Raw genomic sequence first — 18,915 nt, 5'->3', positions numbered from 1 at the left:
TCTCGAATGAATCTGTACATCTAGTAATTGATCGTGAATTATAAAAAAACGCGCCGTAGCGCGCTTTTTTTGATTTAAAAAAGATTATGCAACAGAATCTTTTAAACCTTTACCAGCTTTAAAGCTTGGAACTTTACTTGCTTTAATTTGCAAAGTAGCACCAGTTTGTGGGTTACGGCCTGTGCGTGCAGCACGTTCTTTCACAGCGAAAGTACCAAAACCAACTAGAGTAACAGTGTCACCCTTTTTTAGAGCTTCTGAAATTGAAGCAATTGTCGCGTCTAAGGCTTTACCTGCATCAGTCTTAGACAATCCCCCTTTTTCTGCAATCGCATCAATTAATTCTGATTTATTCATGAAGATTAAGTCCTCTTAATTCGTTTATTTAAGGTACAAAAGTTTAATTTGAATTACCGTAATGCCTTTATAGCAATGGTTTAAGTGTAAAAGCAATACTTCATATACCGTTTTATGCAAAATAAGTTGTAAAAAAACGCCTAAAAAGCGTGAAACAGTTATTTCTATTTCATTTTTCCGTGATGAGTCTTTTTATTTCCTTATTTTCTTCTAACAAAGAATCCACTTTGTTGCTCAATTCTAATACGATTTTCTCTAAATGGTGAAGATCTTTTATCGAAACTAGACCAATTTTATTTAAAGAATGATGAATACTCTGATCTAGCAATCTTTCAAACTTATCCTTCGTTTCAAAAACAGACTCTTTCGCCTTCAAAGAAGTATCTTCAGCTGTATTTCCAGCACTTTCAGATGTTTTTAACTCTAGTTCTTCCCCAACCTGCACTAACGAGTCAAATAACTTATTTCCTTCTTCTTCGGCACGAGAGAATGCACCTAATCCAGCTAACCATATTTGCTTCGTATATTTTCTAAAGTCCAACTTCAATTTCTTTGAAGCCCTTTTGTTTATGGTCTTTTCATTTTCAATTTGAGTATTTTGAGAAATATCCTCTGAATCATTTTTTATTGATTTCATTCGAAAACTCACTGAATTATTTTATACCCTGTAAATGTATAAGATTTAATATTTATCCCATAATAACAAAATTAGTACTTGATCCTTTATCAAAACTGTTCTACAAAGCAACATTCTACATATTTAATGTTCTTACTATTTAAAAGGACATACTTGTTTTAGAGGGAATAATTTTCATGAACGAATCGCAACAAAGACAAAATGAAACACATTTGTTGCTGAATACAGTTCTCATTATTTTGGAAACTATATTTACACTAGTCCTCAAACATGATCGTGTTATTGCATTACAAGCAAAAAAATTTGTAGAAAATCAAATTTCTATTAAAGTTAATAGCTACATTCCTTTTTTTGATATTTACGTTCAATTTAATGAACACGGTATTCTTTTAGATCTAAAAGCACCTGCACAAGCAGTGGACTTAGATGTCCGTACATCTTTAATAGACTTAATTAAAATCTTTTTATTAGGCAATAAGCGTAGCATTAAGGCTATGCGTATAGATGGTGACATCACACTTAAAGATGAATTTAAGGATTTATTACTACTATTTAATGTACCCAAAATTTTATCTGATTGGAAACAATGGCTCAAAGAACCTGTTGATGAACAAAATATTGAGACATCTAAAAAGCGAATTGCACCACTTTTAGAAAAAATTGAACATCAACGCACCAAAATTAATGAGCAACATGTCAAAATAAAGCAGTATAAAAATCGAATTCATCGCATACAGCGAAATCAAAAGCGATTAAACATACTATTTATTACAATTATTGCGCTTTTATTAACTTTATTAGTATATAATATATTCGCATAAAAATTAGTAAAATAGCATGCCCTCTCGTAACACTTTCTCACCTTAAAAATACTTGACTATTTTAGTCAGGATTCATAGAATTGAACCATCTAGTCTAACCATGTGTATCGAATCATGCGCTTAACCACTCGCGGTCGCTACGCAGTGACTGCTCTTCTTGATTTAGCTTTGCAGCCAACTGAACAAACGATCACTCTTGCTGAAATTGCATCTCGACAATCTATTTCTGTGGCTTACCTTGAACAACTGTTCGCTAAATTAAAACGTCACGGCTTAGTTTCAAGTATTCGCGGTGCAAATGGTGGTTATCACCTTGCGCGTAGTGCTGAAGATATTACTGTGTTAGCCATTATTGAAGCTGTAAATGAAGCTGTTGATGCAACTCGTTGCGACCATAAAGGTAACTGCCAAAATGGTGCAATGTGCTTAACACATGATTTATGGCAAGAGCTCTCCCATCACATTGCCGATTATCTAGAAAAAATCACACTTGCTGATCTTGTAGCTAGAGACAACGTTCAAACCGTTGCAATTCGCCAAAATTCAGCTTCTTTTGATTCAGACTTATTATCGGTTACAGGTATTTGACATGAAACGTCCAATTTATCTAGATTACGCAGCAACAACTCCTGTTGACCCTCAAGTTGCGGAACGCATGGTTGAGTGTTTAACTTTTGATGGTACTTTTGGTAACGCAGCTTCTCGTTCACATGCTTATGGCTGGCAGGCAGAAGAAAAAGTTGAATATGCACGCGAACAAGTTGCTAACTTAATTAAAGCAGATCCTCGCGAAATCGTATGGACTTCTGGTGCTACAGAATCTGATAACCTTGCTCTTAAAGGTGTTGCTCAATTCTATGCATCTAAAGGCAAACATATCATTACAAGCAAAATTGAACATAAAGCAATTTTAGATACTTGTCGTGAATTAGAAGCAGAAGGCTTCGAAATCACTTATATCGAACCACAGCCTAAAACAGGTTTAATCACACCTGAAATGGTTGAAGCTGCAATTCGTCCAGATACAATTCTTGTTTCTCTTATGATGGTAAACAACGAAATTGGTACGGTAACTGACGTTGCTGCAATTGGTGAAATCACTCGTGCTAAGAAAATCTTCTTCCACGTAGATGCTGCTCAAGCTGCTGGTAAAATCGAAATCGATCTTTCTACAATGAAAGTAGATTTAATGAGCTTCTCTGCTCACAAAATTTATGGCCCTAAAGGCATTGGTGCTCTTTATGTACGTCGTCAACCGCGTGTACGTCTAAAAGCTCAAATGCATGGCGGTGGTCATGAACGTGGTATGCGTTCAGGTACTTTAGCGACTCACCAAATTGTTGGTATGGGTGAAGCTTTTGAATTAGCTGGTAAAAATCTAGCATCTGAACAAGCACGTATTCGTATTCTGCGTGACAAACTTTGGAATGGTTTACAAGGTTTAGAACAAGTCTTCTTAAATGGTCACCCGACTCAAAGCGTTGCGAACTACTTAAATGTAAGCTTCAACTTTGTTGAAGGTGAGTCTTTAATGATGGCACTAAAAGATGCTGCAGTATCTTCAGGTTCTGCATGTACATCTGCAACATTAGAACCATCTTATGTCCTTCGTGCACTAGGTCTTTCAGACGAACTAGCTCATAGCTCAATTCGTTTCAGCTTTGGTAAATACACAACTGAAGCAGATATTGACCATGTTCTTGAAGTGACTAAAACTGCTGTTCAAAAATTACGTGATCTTTCACCTCTTTGGGATATGTACAAAGACGGTATCGATCTTTCAACTGTTGAATGGGCTGAACATTAATTCATCCCCAAACAAGATAGTTTGAAATCAAACTATCTTGTTGATTAACTTAAATTCATCCCCATTAAATATTTGGCTGACCCCGAGTTTTGGAGACGCGTCATGGCTTATAGCGAAAAAGTAATTGATCATTACGAAAACCCTCGTAATGTTGGTGTTTTAGACAAAAATGCTGAAAATGTTGGTACTGGTATGGTTGGTGCACCAGCTTGTGGTGACGTAATGCGCTTACAAATCCAAGTTGATGACAACGGTGTAATTGAAGAAGCACGCTTCAAAACTTATGGTTGTGGTTCTGCTATTGCTTCTAGCTCACTTGTAACAGAGTGGCTAAAAGGCAAAACACTAGATCAAGCTCAAGAAATTAAGAATATTGATATCGCAACTGAACTTGCTTTACCACCAGTGAAAGTACACTGCTCTGTTTTAGCTGAAGATGCAATTAAAGCTGCTGTAGAAGACTACCGTAGCAAAAAAGCAAAAGCTTAATCGTTTTGCGTATTGAACAAAGTATCACGGAGTTTTCATGATCAATTTAACTGAAAATGCGGCTGCTCACATCAGCAATTACCTGAAAAATCGTGGTAAAGGTGAAGGCATTCGTGTTGGTGTGAAAACTTCTGGCTGTTCAGGTTTGGCTTATGTACTCGAATTTGTTGATGAAGTCGATACTCATGACCAAATGTTTGTTCAGCATGGTGTAAATGTTTTCGTTGACCCGAAAAGCTTGGTTTATCTTGATGGTATGGAGATGGACTATGTTAAAAATGGCTTAAATGAAGGTTTCGAATTCAATAACCCAAATAAAAAAGGCGAATGTGGCTGTGGCGAATCGTTCACAGTTTAATTTTCATTAGCCTTTTCACGTATTAAAACAGTGTCCAACACTGTTTTAATCGTATTTAATCTATATGATTTGCAAATTTATCGTGGACACAATTTCCCATGAATCATTTTGAGTTGTTCAATCTTCCCGTTGTTCTTGATATTAATTTAGCGACGTTAAAAGCTGAATTTTTAAAGCTTCAGCAGCAATATCATCCAGACAAAGCCGAAGATAAAGACCAAGCACTGATTAAATCGAGTGAAATCAACCAAGCTTATAAAGCATTATCAAATGTAGATAGCCGTGCGGCATATTTGTTAAGCTTAAAAAAGCAAGATTACCATTTAGATCAATCTATTGGCGATTTCGAATTTCTTCAATCTGCTTTAGAAATCCGTGAACAACTTGATGAAGCCCACTCTGCCGATGATCTGCAATCTCTTAAAAAAGAAGTTCAGCAGTGGATAGATGGCTTGGTTCGTGAGTTTAAAATTGATTACGATGATGAAGATTGGGCTGAAGCACGCGATACTGTTCGTAAACTACGCTTTTTCCAAAAAGTTTTGGCCGATATTAACAAAGCCGAAGATCGTTTCTTAGATGATGACAACTTCGACTTAGATGATGAATTTTAAGTTTTAAAGCTATTTAGCTTAAGCAATTCAAGCATTATTTATTTTTTTACTTTTTAACGTGCAAAGGATGTAACACAATGGCTCTCTTGCAAATTGCAGAACCAGGTCAATCAAGTGCACCGCATGAACACAAAATTGCAATTGGTATCGATTTAGGTACAACACACTCATTGGTCGCAACAGTTCTTTCAGGTAAAGCCAAAGTGCTCAATGATGAACAAGGTCGCGTGTTACTTCCCTCTGTCGTACATTATGCTGATCAAACAACGCAATTTGGCGATGATGCAAAACCATTTTTAACAACAGATCCTAAAAATACAATTACATCTGTAAAGCGTTTTATGGGTCGATCAAAAGCCGACATTAAATTTCAACACCCATACACTCTTTTGGGTGAAGACAATCAAATGCCAGCATTTGAAACAGCACAAGGCCATAAAACACCTGTAGAAATTTCTGCTGAAATTTTAAAACAGTTGAAAGATCGTGCTGAATCTAGCTTAAAGAACCCGATTAATGGCGCTGTTATTACAGTTCCTGCTTACTTTGATGAAGCTCAACGTCAAGCAACTCGCGATGCTGCACAGCTTGCAGGTTTAAATGTTTTACGCTTATTAAATGAGCCTACTGCCGCTGCGGTAGCTTATGGCTTAGACCAAGAAGCAAATCTAGAGCATGATCAAAACTATGTGATTTATGATTTAGGTGGCGGTACATTTGACGTTTCAATTCTACGCTTCTCGCAAGGCGTCTTTGAAGTGTTAGCAACAGGTGGGCATACAGCACTAGGCGGTGATGACTTAGATCGTCTTATTGTCAAATGGGCAAAAAAACAGCTTAGCATTGATACCTTAGATGACACTGAATATGCACATGCAATAGTTGCTGCACGCCAAGCAAAAGAAGCATTAACTCATCAAGAAAGTGTAAAACTAGAACTTGTTAATCAAGCTTTAACTCTTGATCGCTCAACATTTGAAGAAATTATCAAAATTGCGTTAGATAAAACTATCAGTGTTTGTAAACGTGTAATGCGCGATGCAAAACTTGATTTAGAAGATATTCAACGTGTGGTATTAGTGGGTGGCTCTACTCGTTCTTATGCTGTTCAAAAAGCAGTCCGCGAAGTTTTCAATCAAGAACCTCTTTGCACAATCAACCCCGATGAAGTTGTTGCAATTGGAGCATCTATCACCGCAAACCAACTTATTGGTAACTCTACAGATGGTTCGCTACTTTTAGATGTAACCCCATTGTCACTTGGTTTAGAAACCATGGGTGGGCTAGTTGAGCGCTTAATTTCACGCAATACCGCCATTCCCGTTGCACGTCGTCAAGAATTTACAACATATCAAGATGGTCAAACAGCCATGTTGATTCATGTTGTTCAAGGTGAACGTGATTTAGTTGAACACTGCCGTAGCTTAGGTCGTTTCGTACTTCGTGGTATTCCTCCAATGACTGCTGGTCAAGCACGAATTGAAGTAACATTCCAAGTAGATGCTGATGGCTTGTTAAGCGTTTCTGCCAAAGAAACAACCTCAGGTGTTCAAGCTCAAATTGATATCAAGCCATCTTATGGTTTATCTGATACAGATATGGAGCGTTTGCTAGTAGACGGTTTCAAATATGCAGAAGAAGATAAAAATCTTCGTCACTTACAAGAAACTAAAGTTGAAGCTAAACGCGAACTTGAAGCATTAGAACAAGCTTTAAAAGTTGATGCTCACCTTTTAGGTCAAGATCAACTTAACCAATTAACTCGTGCAAAAACACATTTAGAAACTCAAATTGAAACATCAGATATCAAAGCTATTGAAGATTCGGTTGAGCAGCTTAAAATACACAGTGATGCATTTGCTGCTGCTCGCATGAATCAACATATTGATGCCGCTTTAAAAGGCACCAAGCTTGATGACTGGTCAAACTCAAACTAATTTAAGGTAAAGAATATGCCACGTATTAAAGTTCTTCCACATGCGGTAATTTGCCCCGAAGGTGCTGAGTTTGAAGTTGAAGAAAACGCTAACCTTTGCGAAAGCTTACTCAAAAATGGTATCAAAATTGAACATGCTTGCGATATGTCAGCTGCATGTACAACTTGCCACGTTGTTGTACGTAAAGGCTTCGATGGCTTAGAAGAAATGAATGATGTTGAAGCAGACTTACTTGATCGTGCTTGGGGGTTAGAACCAGATTCTCGCCTCTCTTGCCAAGTTAAAGTTGTTGATGAAGACTTAGAAGTTGAAATTCCGAAGTACACGATTAACCATGCTTCTGAAAATCACTAATTCATATTTAAAAAAAACCATGCAAAAGCATGGTTTTTTTTAATCTAATAAAAATAAATATTAGTCTTCAACTATAACTTCATCAGATAAACGAAGTTTAACAATACCTTGCGAGTTCGTTAAAGCTTGTTGAGTTTGAATACGCTTAATCATTTTCTCTAATACATCAATGAGTTTTGAATATTCAAAGTTTTGCACTTCATCAAAGTTTAGCAACAAATGAAAACCTTTATATTCATAATCAAACCACTGCTGATACTCAGTTACATCTGACTTATACTTTTCCATTACCTGCCATGTTGGAACAGGCTCTTGTATCCCTTTTAATGAAATCGGTGCTCTTGGTGCACATAAATAGCTACTTTTCACTAAATTATATGTACTTTCTGATACCAAAATTTCATCAACTTCGGCTGCACTTTGTAAACGAGCCGCCAAGTTTGCATCACGTCCAACAATGGTATACGCCATACGGTATGCAGCACCATAATTACCAACGTGACAATAACCCGTACTAATTCCCATGCGAATATGTAACGCAGGATAACCCATTTTAATCCAACGTTCGCGTAACAACTTCATTTGCTGACGCATCGCAATTGCCATTTCTACACATATTTTAGCATCTTGCTCTGGGCCTTGAGAATTTGGGTCGCCAAAGAAAATAAGAATGGCATCACCCATAAACTTATCTACGGTTGCTTCATAATGCTTAGCAATTTCGGTCATATGACTTAAATAATCATTTAAAACAAATGCCAAATCATCAGGAATAAGCGTCTCTGATAGCTCGGTAAATCCTTGAATATCCGAAAAGAAAATTGTCATTTTCTTACGCTTATATTCAATTTTTGCCTCAGACTCACCTTTCATAATAGATTGCCACAACTGTAAAGGCGCATAACGACTTAACTGATTAGCAAATTCCATATAACGGTGCATTTGAGAGTAATAATATTCTTGTTTTGCTGTTGCCATTTTTACACGGCGAATTTGATAAATTGAACCCATACCAAAAAAACCAATCACGCATAAAAATGCAAGAACAGTTAGCTCAACACTAGTTTGTTGAAAATATGGACCAAAACCAAATAAAAATATATTCGAAAAATAAAATATAACTATGCCAAAAAGCCCAGACACAGCAATAATAATGAATGGAACTTTAACATTAATTACCGTATACAGCAGCGAGACCAATGTTAAAAAAGTCAAAACAATATTGAGTTGAATCGCTGAAAGCGTAACGGCAACAATTGCAATATCAATAAGAAAAAAGATGTTTCTTCTTGCACGTACACCATTATATTTATATTCAAGCCACTGGCTTAACTTAGGCGTAAAAATAAGGAAAATGATAAGAAATAATGGAATATAGAGTTGATAGGTCGTATCGGGATAAGTGAAATAATAAACAATAAGAATTAATGCAAGACTACTATACCCTACAACTCTATGTAGGTATTCAAATTGCTTTGGATCTCTATCCATCAAAGTGTCTAATGACAAATCCTTTCTCCCCAAGGATTAAAGCCACGAAACCCCCTCGTGGCTTAACTAAGTCAATCAGTCCATTCTCCAGTCAAATGGCATTTCACCTTGACCACGTAGAGCAAGCATTAAAGTTTGACGCATGTGCGCAAGTACTTCATTGCTATATGGAACTGCTTGAGAACCCCAAACAGGTTTAGGCCAAGCCACATCGTTTTGGTAACGAACAACATGATGAAAATGCAACTGAGGAACCATATTCCCAAGTGCAGCAACATTCATTTTATCCGCACGAAATACGCGTGATAATTGACTTGATAACCAGCTAGATTCACGTAAAAATTGTTCTTGATCTGCCTGACTAAGTTCATACAACTCTGTTATTCCTGGCACACGTGGAATCAAAATAAGCCAAGGAAATTGCATATCATTCATTAAACGACATGTTGATAACGGAAAGTCGCCGACAAAAAAAGTGTCTTGAGCAAGTTGTGGATGCAAACTAAACATATCTTTATTAATGATGCAAATTAGAATGATGGCTAATACTATCACATCCCAAAGGGTGTGAATATTCTATATAACGTGTTTCACTACAAATAACTGCTCATTTGTTTTGAACTCGGTCATACATTCATTTTTAATATTTTATTCCTAGGAATACAAGTACCTATTAAAAAATAATATAAATTTATGACCGATGGCAGCTTTCATTTCCTCGTTTTACGATGCTTTTAATTCATTGATCAAATGATTCAACACATCGTTTATAAACTGTAAACGCTTTGTGTGATCTTGAAGCATTACCGTAATTTTCAATCTCTGACCACCATCCATACGATAATAAGTCGGCTGCTTCTGCATCATTTGAATAATACTCATGGCTTGTACTGGCGTATCTGGAGAGAATTCAATATGTCCTCCATTCTCACCAATATCAACTTTGGTAATTCCCAAAGTTTCTGCTTTTAAACGTATTTGATGAACAGCAAATAATTGCTTAACCGATTGCGGCGGAATACCAAATCGGTCTATCAACTCCATTCGAATATTATCAAGTTTTTCTTGTGTATCCGTATTGCTAATGCGTTTGTAAAATAATAAACGCTGATGTACATCACCCAAATAATCATCTGGAATTAATGCAGGCATATGTAAATTAATTTCAGCAGTTAATGATAATGGTGCATCAAAATTTGGCGTTTTACCTTTTTTAATGGCTTTAGTCGCCTTTTCAAGCATTTCCATATACAAACTATAACCAATGGCTTGCATCGAACCACTTTGCTGCTCACCAAGTAACTCACCTGCTCCACGAATTTCCAAGTCTTCTGTTGCAAGCATGAAACCTGCACCCAAAGTAGACGCACGCTGAATTGCATCTAAACGCTTCTCAGCATCGCCTTTCAAGCCTTTAATAGATGGAACTAGCAAATAGGCATAAGCTTGATGATGCGAGCGCCCTACACGTCCACGCAATTGGTGTAACTGAGCCAAACCAAGTTTATCTGCACGTTCAATTAAAATGGTGTTGGCGCTTGGAACATCAATACCTGTTTCAATAATCGTTGAACAAACCAATACATTATATTCTTTGTGATAGAACTGCTGCATAACCTGTTCAAGCTCACGTTCTCGCATTTGACCATGTGCAACCGCAACACGTGCCTCAGGAACTAAATTACGAATGTTTTCTGCTGTTCGTTCAATCGTATCTACTTCATTATGTAAGAAATACACCTGACCACCACGTAATAATTCACGCAATATTGCCTCTTTAACTGCATCATCTGTATGTTCTTGTACAAAAGTTTTTACAGCCAATCGACGTGCAGGTGGCGTTGCAATAATAGATAAATCACGCATACCACTAAATGCCATATTCAGCGTACGTGGAATAGGTGTTGCCGTTAATGTCAGCATATCAACATCAGCACGCATGGCTTTAATACGTTCTTTATCTCGTACACCAAAGCGATGCTCTTCATCAACAATCATTAAACCTAAGTTTTTAAACTGAATGTTTTCTTGAAGAATTTTGTGCGTTCCAATCACAATATCCACTTTACCATCAGCTAAATCTTCAATGGTTTTGTTATGTGTTTTTGTAGAACCAAAACGAGAAAGCACTTCTATACGTACAGGCCAATCTGCAAAACGATCTTTAAACGATTCATAATGTTGCTGTGCAAGTAAAGTTGTCGGAACAAGTACTGCAACTTGCTTATTATTTTGTACAGCCATAAAAGCAGCACGCATTGCCACTTCCGTTTTACCAAAGCCAACATCACCACAAACCAGCCGATCCATTGGCTTTGCAAGCTGCATATCATAAAGTGTCGCTTCAATTGCATTCGCTTGATCTAGAGTTTCTTCATAAGCAAAGCCTGAAGCAAATTGCATATACAATTTCTCATCACGCTCAAAACCAAAACCTGGCTTAGCCTGACGACGTGCCTGAATATGTAAAAGTTCTGCAGCAACATCATGTATTTGCTCTAAAGCTTTTCGTTTAGCCTTAGACCATGCATCTGTACCTAGCTTATGCAAAGGTGCAAGATCTGGATCACCACCGCTATAACGACTAATTAAATGCAAATTGGTCACAGGCACATAAACTTTTGCAGCATCGGCATAATCGAGCTGTAAAAACTCATGATCTTGATCATCAATACTTAAAGTAATTAAACCTGCATAACGCCCTACGCCATAATCGATATGAACTACAGGTGCGCCAATACTCAGCTCAGTTAAGCTTCTAACCAAAAACTCTTCGGAAACTTCTTGCTGACGTTTACGACGACGCTGAACAACTCGATGCTCATATAATTGATTTTCAGAAATAACACTAAGCTTTCCTGAAAGTACCAAACCTCGGTCTAAAGGTGCACTCGTAATTGCAATAGACTGTGCCGATATCTGAAATTGCTCAAAAGTATCGACATTTGGAATATCACCTAAAGATGTGCGTAATGCATCTTTTAACGTTTCGCGTCGACCTGCACTTTCAGCGACAATTAAAACAGGATAAGTCGAGTCATCTACATATTTTTTTACAGCAGCAAATGGTTGTTCTTGCTTCGGATCTACAGGTAAACGAGGTGGAATTTCCGTATTTAAATTGGTAACACCTGCTTTTTCATCAAACACTTCTGCCGATACAACAATACGACCAAAACTATTTATTTGCTCTAGCACCTGATTTGGCTGTAAAAATAAATATTCGGGAGGCAAAATGGGTTGATCAACATTGTGACGACGATCTTCATAACGACGAACAATATCTTTCCAATAGTTAGTTAACTCATCATCTAAATGTGAATCTGTAATGACAATGCCATTCTTTGGTAAGTAAGATAGCAAGGTACTTTGGCTTTCCATGTCCTTTTGTTCAAAAAACAATGGGAAATAATATTCCAAGCCTGGGGATGCAATGCCCTCTAATGCATCTTGATAAATCGGATTCCGCTTAGGATTTGCCGATGGAAAAACCTCTGCATAACGATCTCTAAAGATAGATCGTCCCTCTTTAAGTGGAAACTCTTTTGCAGGCAAAACCACAAATTCTTTTAATGCTTCTGTTGTACGCTGTGTTTCTGGATCGAAAAATTTTAAGCTTTCAATTTCATCGTCAAATAAATCTATACGAATAGGTGCATTTTGCCCCGAAGCATAAATATCCATAATACTGCCACGTACAGCAAACTCACCATGATCATATACGGTATCTACAAGATGATAGCCAGCCTGAATCAATCTTATTTTTTGTTTTTCTAAATCAAATTTTTGCCCAATTTTAATATCAAAATGCTCACCTAAAACCCATGTGGTTGGTGCAACACGCTGCGCTAAAGTTGTGGCTGAAATAAGTAAAATACCTTGCGTTGGCATATTCGATAAAATAGATAAACGCTCAGACACAATATCTTGATGTGGAGATAATCGGTCATAAGGCAAAATTTCCCAATCAGGGAAAATAGTCGGCTTTATGCCATAGAATTCAAGCTCACTTTCAAGTTGCCCCAAATGCTGATTATTACGTGCCACAAGAATAAATAGTTGCTTATTTTGCTTGCTGATTTCTTTAAAAAGTAGTGCTGCTGCAGAACCTTGTAAATTACCTATCCAGCGTTTTTCACCTGTTTTAAGGCGTGGCAAATTGAGTTGAGCTATTTCTTGTTGGAACATTTATCTGACTTTTAAAGTTAAACAACGTGGTCGTATCTTAACACGATGCTTTTTTAGTTTAGATGAATTTTTATATTCAAGACTCAATAAAAAAGGCTTATATTTCTACAAGCCCATTTTCTTATATATTTTATTTTTTATCTCTTAAAAAATTTCGATAATATTCATTAAGTAGCTTTACCACCTGTTTAAGTTCAAGCAAGTTTTCTTTTGTATTTCCTAAACGAGCAACAAATCTTTGCGATGTAATTTCTAAATCAATTTTTTCATTAATAATCATACCCGCATCATAAAGGGCTTTTAAATCATCAAATTTTTTTAATCTACGATTCGATAAATACTCTAAACGTTCCGACCACTCATTAACAACAATGCTATTAATAATAAAACCCTGCTCTACATTATATTCAATATGATTTTCTTTTAAAAAAATCTGTTCGGGTGTTTCTTTATCACTTTTAAAAAAATCTACAATTTTATTTAGCATTTCAAATCAAATTTCATACAACTCTTAGCACTATATCTTAGTACTGCTCATGTATTTTCGCTATTTCTAATTACATGTAAAAATGGCGAACACTTATAGTTCGCCATTTTCACGCTTTATTTTTAAGCGTAGATTTCACCCAACTTATTGATTAAAGGTCAACTAGTTTAGTTTTAGAGACAATAATTCCATTATTGTCTGCATAAACATAATCACCTGAATTAAAGCGCACATTACCAAGTGAAATTTCAATATCTACTTCACCCACGCCTTTACGCGTACTTTTTTGTGGAATAGCAGCCAAAGCATGTACACCTAAATCAAGTTGAGCAATCGCATCTACATCTCGCACACAACCGTAAATAATCACGCCATTCCAATGATTTTGAACAGCAGACTCTGCAATCATATCTCCCATTAAAGCACAGCGCATAGATGCTCCACCATCTACAACCAAAACCTTTCCTGTACCGTCTGTTGCGAGTAACTCTTTTACACGAGAATTATCACCAAAACATTTGACAGTAACCACCTCACCACCAAATGTTTTACGTGCACCATAACTATTAAGAAACTTACCATCTAATGATGGAATCAAAACTTGAATATCTAAATCTGGATGATCATCCAATAAATCACAAGTTACAAATGGCACATTCGACACAGCGTAATCCCTCTATTTAGTTTTATGTATTGTTAAATTATCATAAATTTTAAATTGTTCAGTTTGATAAAGTGCAGCCTCGACCATAGTATAAGCCACCTGATCAGATGTCACTGGCTTATATTTAAAAGTCGATGGCACCAAATGCGAGAACTTTAAATATAATTTTTGAGTCAAATCTTCCAAAGTTCGCTGTTCATCTCTATGACCCAACAATAATGAAGGCTGAATAATAGAAACCTTTGAAAGTTGTAGACCCTGAATATATTGTTCTAGCTGACCTTTAACTTGATTATAAAAAAATTTAGATTGAGCATTTGCACCCAACGCACTCACCAACACATAGTGTGTTTTCGTATTTTGAAATAGATGTGCAAAATGTACATTCAGCTCATAATCAATATGAAAGAAATTTTCTTTAGAACCTGCTTTTTTTATCGTTGTCCCTAAACAACTAAATGCATGCGTATATTCTTGAACATCCAATGAATTGAGCAAAAAGAAATCATTCATTACAATTTGATGCACTTTTTTTAATTTTTTTAGCTCTTCATTTTCATTTCGAACAATTGCTGTAATTTTGTCACAATGTTGCGATTCATTTAGCAAATTGAGCAACCGCTTTCCCACCAAACCTGTTGCACCTATGACGATGGCACTTTTTATTGAGTTGATCATTTTAAAAGCAAACTCCTTTAATATTCCATAATATAACGCTTTATTCGTCTTTTTTATGCATCTAAAATGTAGTCAAACCAAGTCAAGACTTGACTTAACTGCATTATTTAATCAAAATATGGCACTTGTTTACGGGCTGGTGATCATTCTTCTGGAGATGGTTTTCAGATGCAATTTCAGCCCGCCCAGACCAATCTAATTCAAGGAGTGCACGAGTGGCAAACTCTGCTCAAGCTAAAAAACGTGCTCGTCAAAACGTTAAAGCACGTAAACACAACGCAAGCTTGCGTTCTATGGTTCGTACTTACATCAAACGTACAGTAGCTGCTATTGCTGCTGGCGACTATGCTGTTGCATCAGAAGCGTACAAAACTGCTGTACCTGTGATCGACCGTATGGCTGACAAAGGTATCATCCATAAAAACAAAGCTGCTCGTCATAAGAGCCGTTTAAACGCACAAGTTAAAGCATTAGCTAACTAATTTGTTGCAGTAAAAAAAGCCCTTTTAGGGCTTTTTTTATGCCCGTACTTTATTAAAAGTAAACAATACTCATTCCATTTTTTATTCAAATTACCAATTCAGAGAATAATAATCCCATAAAAAAATTATGGTATTATTTTTTAGTCGTTACATTCCATATAAGCAAATTTTCTTAATTTGGGGCAACATAATGATTAATAAATTTCTACCAACACTCGACAAATTTCAAGAAACAGAAAATCAGTATATTGAATACTTCAATTCAAAAGGTGAAACTGACATCATTGGTAAAGTCATTTCTAATATGAAAGGCACTGCCGAAATTCAAGCCTCCCAAGGTGTCGACTCATGGTTAGGTTACGGTGTTTACTTACCTGCCATTGAACGAATATTTGCCCTACATGAAGGTGAATCTGAAGAAGAATTCTATTCACGCACAAAATACCCTAAAGATGTTGTACATGCCTACACCATTCCAGAACATGATATTGCAACGCTAATTGCCGCAGACAAATACAATCGAATCCATCAACAAAGTATCCCTGTAAATACCTATGTTTGGCCTTTAAATGATGATGGCTTTACGATTAATTTATTGAAATTTGAAAATCGATTAAAAGCAAAAATATGATATTAAAAAAGCCAGTTACTCTTTAAATAACTGGCTTTTTTAAATAACTCGCTTTTTAAAATTTTAACCAACCAAACCATTATTTTTTTCAAAATCACGTATATCAAGCTCATGTATTTCACCACGCCAAATCCATTTTAGCTGAGATTCTAAAAATACATCTCCTTCAAACCAAACAAATAAACCTTCCATCATTTTTGGCCAATCTTCTTTGGTAATGACTGAACGACCCGAAATTACAGCTAAAATTGCCGCCAAAATCGTGTCGTGACTCACAGCCAAACTTAATCCATTTTTTTGCTCAGGATGCGTATTATAAATAAGCTCAAGTACATCTACCGCACCATGAATGGGTTTTTTCATACCTGGTAATGCATTGTTTACAAAGCTATTAATAAAACCTAATGCGCCCTGCTCTTTGAAATATGGACCTGCTTGCTTAATATCAAGTACAAAACTTCCAGGCTCTACCAACAATCCCTGTTCAATAATTTCAATATTATGTGTATGCAGCGTATCACCGATATCATCAGCTCCCTGAATCATCAGTGCTGCCGTGTCAATACATCGTTGAATTGGGCTAGATATACAATGTTTTATTGAGCGATCTGTATTTTTAATTAAATACCCACCCCATGCTTCCGCAAGATCTCGACCTTGATTCGTAAGTTGTAAGTCATATCCAGCCAAGCCTTTACCTGCCACTTCTTCACGAATTGAATGACGCGTAAATAATGTTACAGGCACTTTTGTATCAGGTAATAAATCAATTGCCTTTAACATACTTGCTGGAAGAAGATCTAATGCCATAATAAAAACATTGAAAGGATTTACTCCACTATATCACGAAGCAATATTTGCTCAATGCTTACTAGCCATAAGTTCTACTGCTTGAAATGCCAATTTTTTCATATCTTCATTCTTATATGCGATAAAACCATCATTTAACAATGTTTCTCTTTGATTATATAAAAATGCACGACCTTTAAAGTCAACCAAGCCACCACCAATACGTTCAAGCAGACATTGCCCTGCACTCGTATCCCATTCACATGTAGGATGGAATCTTGGATAAATATCAACTTGATCTTCAAGCATCATACAAAACTTATAAGCACTTCCCGCCTTAAATTCCGAATAGGCTGTTAATTCAGATATTGCTTGTAAATATTGCTCATATTTTGGTTTTTTTTGACTACTTTGACTTAAACCAATTTTAATAATTGTATCATCACCCTTCTTTGAATAAATTGACCATTGTCGTGTTTCTATTTCATATTTAAGAGGAAAACCACTTTCAGGTGCAATATACAAAGTTCGCTCACAAGGAATCGCAAGAACGGCAAAACTTGTATTTTCTCCATCAACTAAACTTACATTAATGGTAAATTCAGGTCGCTTATGCAAAAACTCCTTGGTTCCATCTAAAGGGTCTAACATCCAAAATTTTTGCCAATTTTGTCGAGTTAAATGATCACCTTCTTCCGAAAGCAAAGGTAATCTAGATATTTCCGCCAAAGCTAATGTCAAAAAATGATTCACTCGATAGTCTGCCTGCGTTACAGGTGAATCGTCTTGTTTTTTCTCTATATCAAAAGCCAAACCTGAGCAATATTGTTGATATTCTTCTCGCAAAATTTCACATGCTTGTGTCAGAATGGGAACAAGCTGTAAAGTCAAACTGTCTTGCGGCGCTGTTGTAGGCTTAAACATAGATTACCTTTAAATATGTCAAATCACTCTAAAAAACCAACAATCATTTTCGACATGGACGGAACTTTACTCGACCTTGCTTATGATGATTTTATTTGGAATCACCTATTACCCATTCGTTATGCAGAAATGCATCAATGCACAATAGAACAAAGTAAAAATACACTTTTTGAATTTTACCAAGAACATAATCATACGCTAAATTGGTACTCTTCACGCTTTTGGACAGCAAAAGTTGGGGTAGACGTTTTGGCTATGCAAATTGAATATAAAGATAAAGTCAAAAAACGTGAAGGTTGTTTAGAGCTTCTCAACTATTTAAAAGATAACAACTATCCAATTTGGTTAGCGACTAATGCAGATAGCGCAGGCTTAAAATTTAAATTAGAAAAAATGCATTTAGCAGAATATTTCGATGTAATTGTTAGTTCTGAAACAATTGGTCACGCCAAAGAATTTGTTGAATTTTGGCAAATACTCGCAAAACAACATCCTTTTGATGCTGAAACAAGTTATTTTATTGATGACACTGAAAAAGTGCTCAATGGCGCAAAAAACTTCGGTATTCAAAACCTTTTTAGTATTCAGCAACCCTCTTCCGATAATGCTCCGCGCACGGAATTTGCATACCCTATGTTAAATAACTTAACCGACTTAATTCAACATTTAGAACAAGCCGAGGAACGTGAAAAATATGCGTAAATCGAACCTAGCACCAGATGCTGTTGGCATGCGTGTCGATAAATGGCTTTGGGCTGCTCGCTTCTTCAAAACACGCTCTATTGCAAAACATGCAATTGAAGGCGGTAAAGTTCATCAAAACGGTGAACGCGTGAAAGTATCTCGTGAAGTTCGTATAGGTATGGAACTTACAGTTCAGCAAGGCATAGAAAAAAAATCTGTGATTGTTAAGGCACTGTCTGATGTTCGAGGTCCTGCACCCGTTGCACAACTCCTTTATGAAGAAACCGAAGTCAGTATTGCACGACGAGAATTGATTAATACCCAAAGAAAGATGCATAATCTAGCTCGACCTGATCACCGCCCAAGCAAAAAAGATCGTAGGGATATCAGCAAGTTCAAACAAGAAAATGATCAACAATTTGACCAGTCTTGGTCTTATAATGATGATTGATAGAAGCGTCATATTGTGTCGCACACAATATGATTTCAATAGAACATAAGTAAACTTTCTGTCACTATAGGC

General features: G+C 36.3%; 22 protein-coding genes. 12 read left to right on the top strand and 10 right to left on the bottom strand.

Annotated elements, in window-relative coordinates; genetic code table 11:
• Nucleotides 1-84: 84 nt before the first annotated feature.
• The gene (locus tag AC5YDH_RS08295; protein WP_152873538.1) at nucleotides 85-357 is read right to left on the bottom strand and encodes an HU family DNA-binding protein; all 273 of its coding nucleotides are present in this window, start codon (nucleotides 355-357) and stop codon (nucleotides 85-87) included.
• A gap of 169 nt (nucleotides 358-526) precedes the next feature.
• A complete protein-coding gene (locus tag AC5YDH_RS08290) occupies nucleotides 527-994 on the bottom strand; it encodes a phasin family protein (protein WP_496118473.1) in 468 nt (155 codons plus the stop codon).
• Nucleotides 995-1,170: 176 nt separating this feature from the next.
• Here AC5YDH_RS08290 and AC5YDH_RS08285 point away from each other — a divergent pair, with 176 nt between their 5' ends.
• The 8 genes from AC5YDH_RS08285 (at nucleotide 1,171) to fdx (ending at nucleotide 7,374) form a co-directional block, all read left to right on the top strand.
• On the top strand, nucleotides 1,171-1,815 hold the full coding sequence (locus AC5YDH_RS08285) for a hypothetical protein (protein ID WP_496118472.1): 645 nt from the start codon (nucleotides 1,171-1,173) through the stop codon (nucleotides 1,813-1,815).
• Nucleotides 1,816-1,929: 114 nt separating this feature from the next.
• Nucleotides 1,930-2,403 (top strand): Rrf2 family transcriptional regulator, encoded by a 474-nt coding sequence (locus AC5YDH_RS08280; RefSeq protein WP_496118470.1) that lies wholly within the window; start codon nucleotides 1,930-1,932, stop codon nucleotides 2,401-2,403.
• Between the two features lies 1 nt (nucleotide 2,404).
• Nucleotides 2,405-3,622, top strand: a complete 1,218-nt coding sequence (locus tag AC5YDH_RS08275; RefSeq protein ID WP_496118469.1) for an IscS subfamily cysteine desulfurase — start codon at nucleotides 2,405-2,407, stop codon at nucleotides 3,620-3,622.
• 102 nt (nucleotides 3,623-3,724) lie between these two features.
• Nucleotides 3,725-4,111: a Fe-S cluster assembly scaffold IscU gene (iscU, locus tag AC5YDH_RS08270; RefSeq protein ID WP_154772905.1), complete on the top strand. Its 387-nt coding sequence runs from the start codon at nucleotides 3,725-3,727 to the stop codon at nucleotides 4,109-4,111.
• 37 nt (nucleotides 4,112-4,148) lie between these two features.
• Nucleotides 4,149-4,469, top strand: a complete 321-nt coding sequence (iscA, locus tag AC5YDH_RS08265; protein WP_154772906.1) for an iron-sulfur cluster assembly protein IscA — start codon at nucleotides 4,149-4,151, stop codon at nucleotides 4,467-4,469.
• A 98-nt stretch (nucleotides 4,470-4,567) separates the two neighbouring features.
• Nucleotides 4,568-5,083: a Fe-S protein assembly co-chaperone HscB gene (gene hscB / locus AC5YDH_RS08260; RefSeq protein ID WP_496118467.1), complete on the top strand. Its 516-nt coding sequence runs from the start codon at nucleotides 4,568-4,570 to the stop codon at nucleotides 5,081-5,083.
• 77 nt (nucleotides 5,084-5,160) lie between these two features.
• Nucleotides 5,161-7,020 (top strand): Fe-S protein assembly chaperone HscA, encoded by a 1,860-nt coding sequence (hscA, locus tag AC5YDH_RS08255; RefSeq protein ID WP_496118465.1) that lies wholly within the window; start codon nucleotides 5,161-5,163, stop codon nucleotides 7,018-7,020.
• A 15-nt stretch (nucleotides 7,021-7,035) separates the two neighbouring features.
• Nucleotides 7,036-7,374 (top strand): ISC system 2Fe-2S type ferredoxin, encoded by a 339-nt coding sequence (gene fdx, locus AC5YDH_RS08250; protein ID WP_496118464.1) that lies wholly within the window; start codon nucleotides 7,036-7,038, stop codon nucleotides 7,372-7,374.
• A gap of 60 nt (nucleotides 7,375-7,434) precedes the next feature.
• On the opposite strand, the gene AC5YDH_RS08245 is transcribed toward fdx, so the two are convergent.
• The 6 genes from AC5YDH_RS08245 to AC5YDH_RS08220 all read right to left on the bottom strand — a co-directional run bounded on the left by AC5YDH_RS08245 (nucleotide 7,435) and on the right by AC5YDH_RS08220 (nucleotide 14,882).
• Nucleotides 7,435-8,883: an adenylate/guanylate cyclase domain-containing protein gene (locus tag AC5YDH_RS08245; protein WP_496118462.1), complete on the bottom strand. Its 1,449-nt coding sequence runs from the start codon at nucleotides 8,881-8,883 to the stop codon at nucleotides 7,435-7,437.
• Between the two features lie 57 nt (nucleotides 8,884-8,940).
• The gene (locus AC5YDH_RS08240) at nucleotides 8,941-9,375 is read right to left on the bottom strand and encodes an HIT domain-containing protein (protein WP_496118460.1); all 435 of its coding nucleotides are present in this window, start codon (nucleotides 9,373-9,375) and stop codon (nucleotides 8,941-8,943) included.
• Between the two features lie 213 nt (nucleotides 9,376-9,588).
• The gene (mfd, locus tag AC5YDH_RS08235; RefSeq protein WP_496118458.1) at nucleotides 9,589-13,053 is read right to left on the bottom strand and encodes a transcription-repair coupling factor; all 3,465 of its coding nucleotides are present in this window, start codon (nucleotides 13,051-13,053) and stop codon (nucleotides 9,589-9,591) included.
• A gap of 130 nt (nucleotides 13,054-13,183) precedes the next feature.
• Entirely contained in the window at nucleotides 13,184-13,540 is a 357-nt protein-coding gene (locus tag AC5YDH_RS08230; RefSeq protein ID WP_496118456.1) for a hypothetical protein, read from the bottom strand.
• Nucleotides 13,541-13,691: 151 nt separating this feature from the next.
• Nucleotides 13,692-14,204, bottom strand: coding sequence for a ribonuclease E activity regulator RraA (gene rraA / locus AC5YDH_RS08225; RefSeq protein WP_496118454.1), 513 nt, complete (start codon nucleotides 14,202-14,204; stop codon nucleotides 13,692-13,694).
• Nucleotides 14,205-14,216: 12 nt separating this feature from the next.
• Nucleotides 14,217-14,882 (bottom strand): Rossmann-fold NAD(P)-binding domain-containing protein, encoded by a 666-nt coding sequence (locus tag AC5YDH_RS08220; protein ID WP_496118453.1) that lies wholly within the window; start codon nucleotides 14,880-14,882, stop codon nucleotides 14,217-14,219.
• Nucleotides 14,883-15,097: 215 nt separating this feature from the next.
• Here AC5YDH_RS08220 and rpsT point away from each other — a divergent pair, with 215 nt between their 5' ends.
• Both rpsT and AC5YDH_RS08210 read left to right on the top strand, forming a co-directional pair.
• Nucleotides 15,098-15,364 carry a 30S ribosomal protein S20 gene (rpsT, locus tag AC5YDH_RS08215; RefSeq protein WP_004696602.1) on the top strand — a complete coding sequence of 89 codons (267 nt, stop codon included), beginning with the start codon at nucleotides 15,098-15,100 and terminating at the stop codon, nucleotides 15,362-15,364.
• 190 nt (nucleotides 15,365-15,554) lie between these two features.
• Nucleotides 15,555-15,995: a hypothetical protein gene (locus tag AC5YDH_RS08210; protein WP_496118450.1), complete on the top strand. Its 441-nt coding sequence runs from the start codon at nucleotides 15,555-15,557 to the stop codon at nucleotides 15,993-15,995.
• 63 nt (nucleotides 15,996-16,058) lie between these two features.
• Here AC5YDH_RS08210 and AC5YDH_RS08205 read toward each other — a convergent pair whose 3' ends face one another.
• Both AC5YDH_RS08205 and AC5YDH_RS08200 read right to left on the bottom strand, forming a co-directional pair.
• Nucleotides 16,059-16,805: a histidine phosphatase family protein gene (locus AC5YDH_RS08205; protein WP_496118448.1), complete on the bottom strand. Its 747-nt coding sequence runs from the start codon at nucleotides 16,803-16,805 to the stop codon at nucleotides 16,059-16,061.
• Nucleotides 16,806-16,856: 51 nt separating this feature from the next.
• Nucleotides 16,857-17,708: a 3'(2'),5'-bisphosphate nucleotidase CysQ family protein gene (locus AC5YDH_RS08200; RefSeq protein WP_496118446.1), complete on the bottom strand. Its 852-nt coding sequence runs from the start codon at nucleotides 17,706-17,708 to the stop codon at nucleotides 16,857-16,859.
• A 15-nt stretch (nucleotides 17,709-17,723) separates the two neighbouring features.
• Here AC5YDH_RS08200 and AC5YDH_RS08195 point away from each other — a divergent pair, with 15 nt between their 5' ends.
• Both AC5YDH_RS08195 and AC5YDH_RS08190 read left to right on the top strand, forming a co-directional pair.
• On the top strand, nucleotides 17,724-18,410 hold the full coding sequence (locus tag AC5YDH_RS08195) for an HAD-IA family hydrolase (protein WP_496118445.1): 687 nt from the start codon (nucleotides 17,724-17,726) through the stop codon (nucleotides 18,408-18,410).
• On the top strand, nucleotides 18,403-18,843 hold the full coding sequence (locus AC5YDH_RS08190) for an RNA-binding S4 domain-containing protein (RefSeq protein WP_496118443.1): 441 nt from the start codon (nucleotides 18,403-18,405) through the stop codon (nucleotides 18,841-18,843). The genes AC5YDH_RS08195 and AC5YDH_RS08190 overlap by 8 nt, the downstream gene beginning before the upstream one ends.
• The last annotated feature ends 72 nt before the right edge of the window (nucleotides 18,844-18,915 follow it).

This window comes from Acinetobacter sp. FY683 (assembly GCF_059515885.1).
The sequence above is the reverse complement of the archived record's forward strand: the minus strand, read 5'-3'. Positions and strand labels throughout refer to the sequence as shown.

What these genes read in the sequence shown, in the direction of transcription:
- AC5YDH_RS08205 (WP_496118448.1), bottom strand. Translation starts at nt 16,805, where the DNA reads ATGGCATTAGATCTTCTTCCAGCAAGTATGTTAAAGGCAATTGATTTA.
- AC5YDH_RS08230 (WP_496118456.1), bottom strand. Translation starts at nt 13,540, where the DNA reads ATGCTAAATAAAATTGTAGATTTTTTTAAAAGTGATAAAGAAACACCC.
- iscU (WP_154772905.1), top strand. Translation starts at nt 3,725, where the DNA reads ATGGCTTATAGCGAAAAAGTAATTGATCATTACGAAAACCCTCGTAAT.
- fdx (WP_496118464.1), top strand. Translation starts at nt 7,036, where the DNA reads ATGCCACGTATTAAAGTTCTTCCACATGCGGTAATTTGCCCCGAAGGT.
- AC5YDH_RS08240 (WP_496118460.1), bottom strand. Translation starts at nt 9,375, where the DNA reads ATGTTTAGTTTGCATCCACAACTTGCTCAAGACACTTTTTTTGTCGGC.
- AC5YDH_RS08190 (WP_496118443.1), top strand. Translation starts at nt 18,403, where the DNA reads ATGCGTAAATCGAACCTAGCACCAGATGCTGTTGGCATGCGTGTCGAT.
- iscA (WP_154772906.1), top strand. Translation starts at nt 4,149, where the DNA reads ATGATCAATTTAACTGAAAATGCGGCTGCTCACATCAGCAATTACCTG.
- AC5YDH_RS08285 (WP_496118472.1), top strand. Translation starts at nt 1,171, where the DNA reads ATGAACGAATCGCAACAAAGACAAAATGAAACACATTTGTTGCTGAAT.
- AC5YDH_RS08280 (WP_496118470.1), top strand. Translation starts at nt 1,930, where the DNA reads ATGCGCTTAACCACTCGCGGTCGCTACGCAGTGACTGCTCTTCTTGAT.
- mfd (WP_496118458.1), bottom strand. Translation starts at nt 13,053, where the DNA reads ATGTTCCAACAAGAAATAGCTCAACTCAATTTGCCACGCCTTAAAACA.
- AC5YDH_RS08275 (WP_496118469.1), top strand. Translation starts at nt 2,405, where the DNA reads ATGAAACGTCCAATTTATCTAGATTACGCAGCAACAACTCCTGTTGAC.
- hscA (WP_496118465.1), top strand. Translation starts at nt 5,161, where the DNA reads ATGGCTCTCTTGCAAATTGCAGAACCAGGTCAATCAAGTGCACCGCAT.
- AC5YDH_RS08220 (WP_496118453.1), bottom strand. Translation starts at nt 14,882, where the DNA reads ATGATCAACTCAATAAAAAGTGCCATCGTCATAGGTGCAACAGGTTTG.
- AC5YDH_RS08290 (WP_496118473.1), bottom strand. Translation starts at nt 994, where the DNA reads ATGAAATCAATAAAAAATGATTCAGAGGATATTTCTCAAAATACTCAA.
- AC5YDH_RS08195 (WP_496118445.1), top strand. Translation starts at nt 17,724, where the DNA reads ATGTCAAATCACTCTAAAAAACCAACAATCATTTTCGACATGGACGGA.
- hscB (WP_496118467.1), top strand. Translation starts at nt 4,568, where the DNA reads ATGAATCATTTTGAGTTGTTCAATCTTCCCGTTGTTCTTGATATTAAT.
- AC5YDH_RS08295 (WP_152873538.1), bottom strand. Translation starts at nt 357, where the DNA reads ATGAATAAATCAGAATTAATTGATGCGATTGCAGAAAAAGGGGGATTG.
- AC5YDH_RS08210 (WP_496118450.1), top strand. Translation starts at nt 15,555, where the DNA reads ATGATTAATAAATTTCTACCAACACTCGACAAATTTCAAGAAACAGAA.
- AC5YDH_RS08200 (WP_496118446.1), bottom strand. Translation starts at nt 17,708, where the DNA reads ATGTTTAAGCCTACAACAGCGCCGCAAGACAGTTTGACTTTACAGCTT.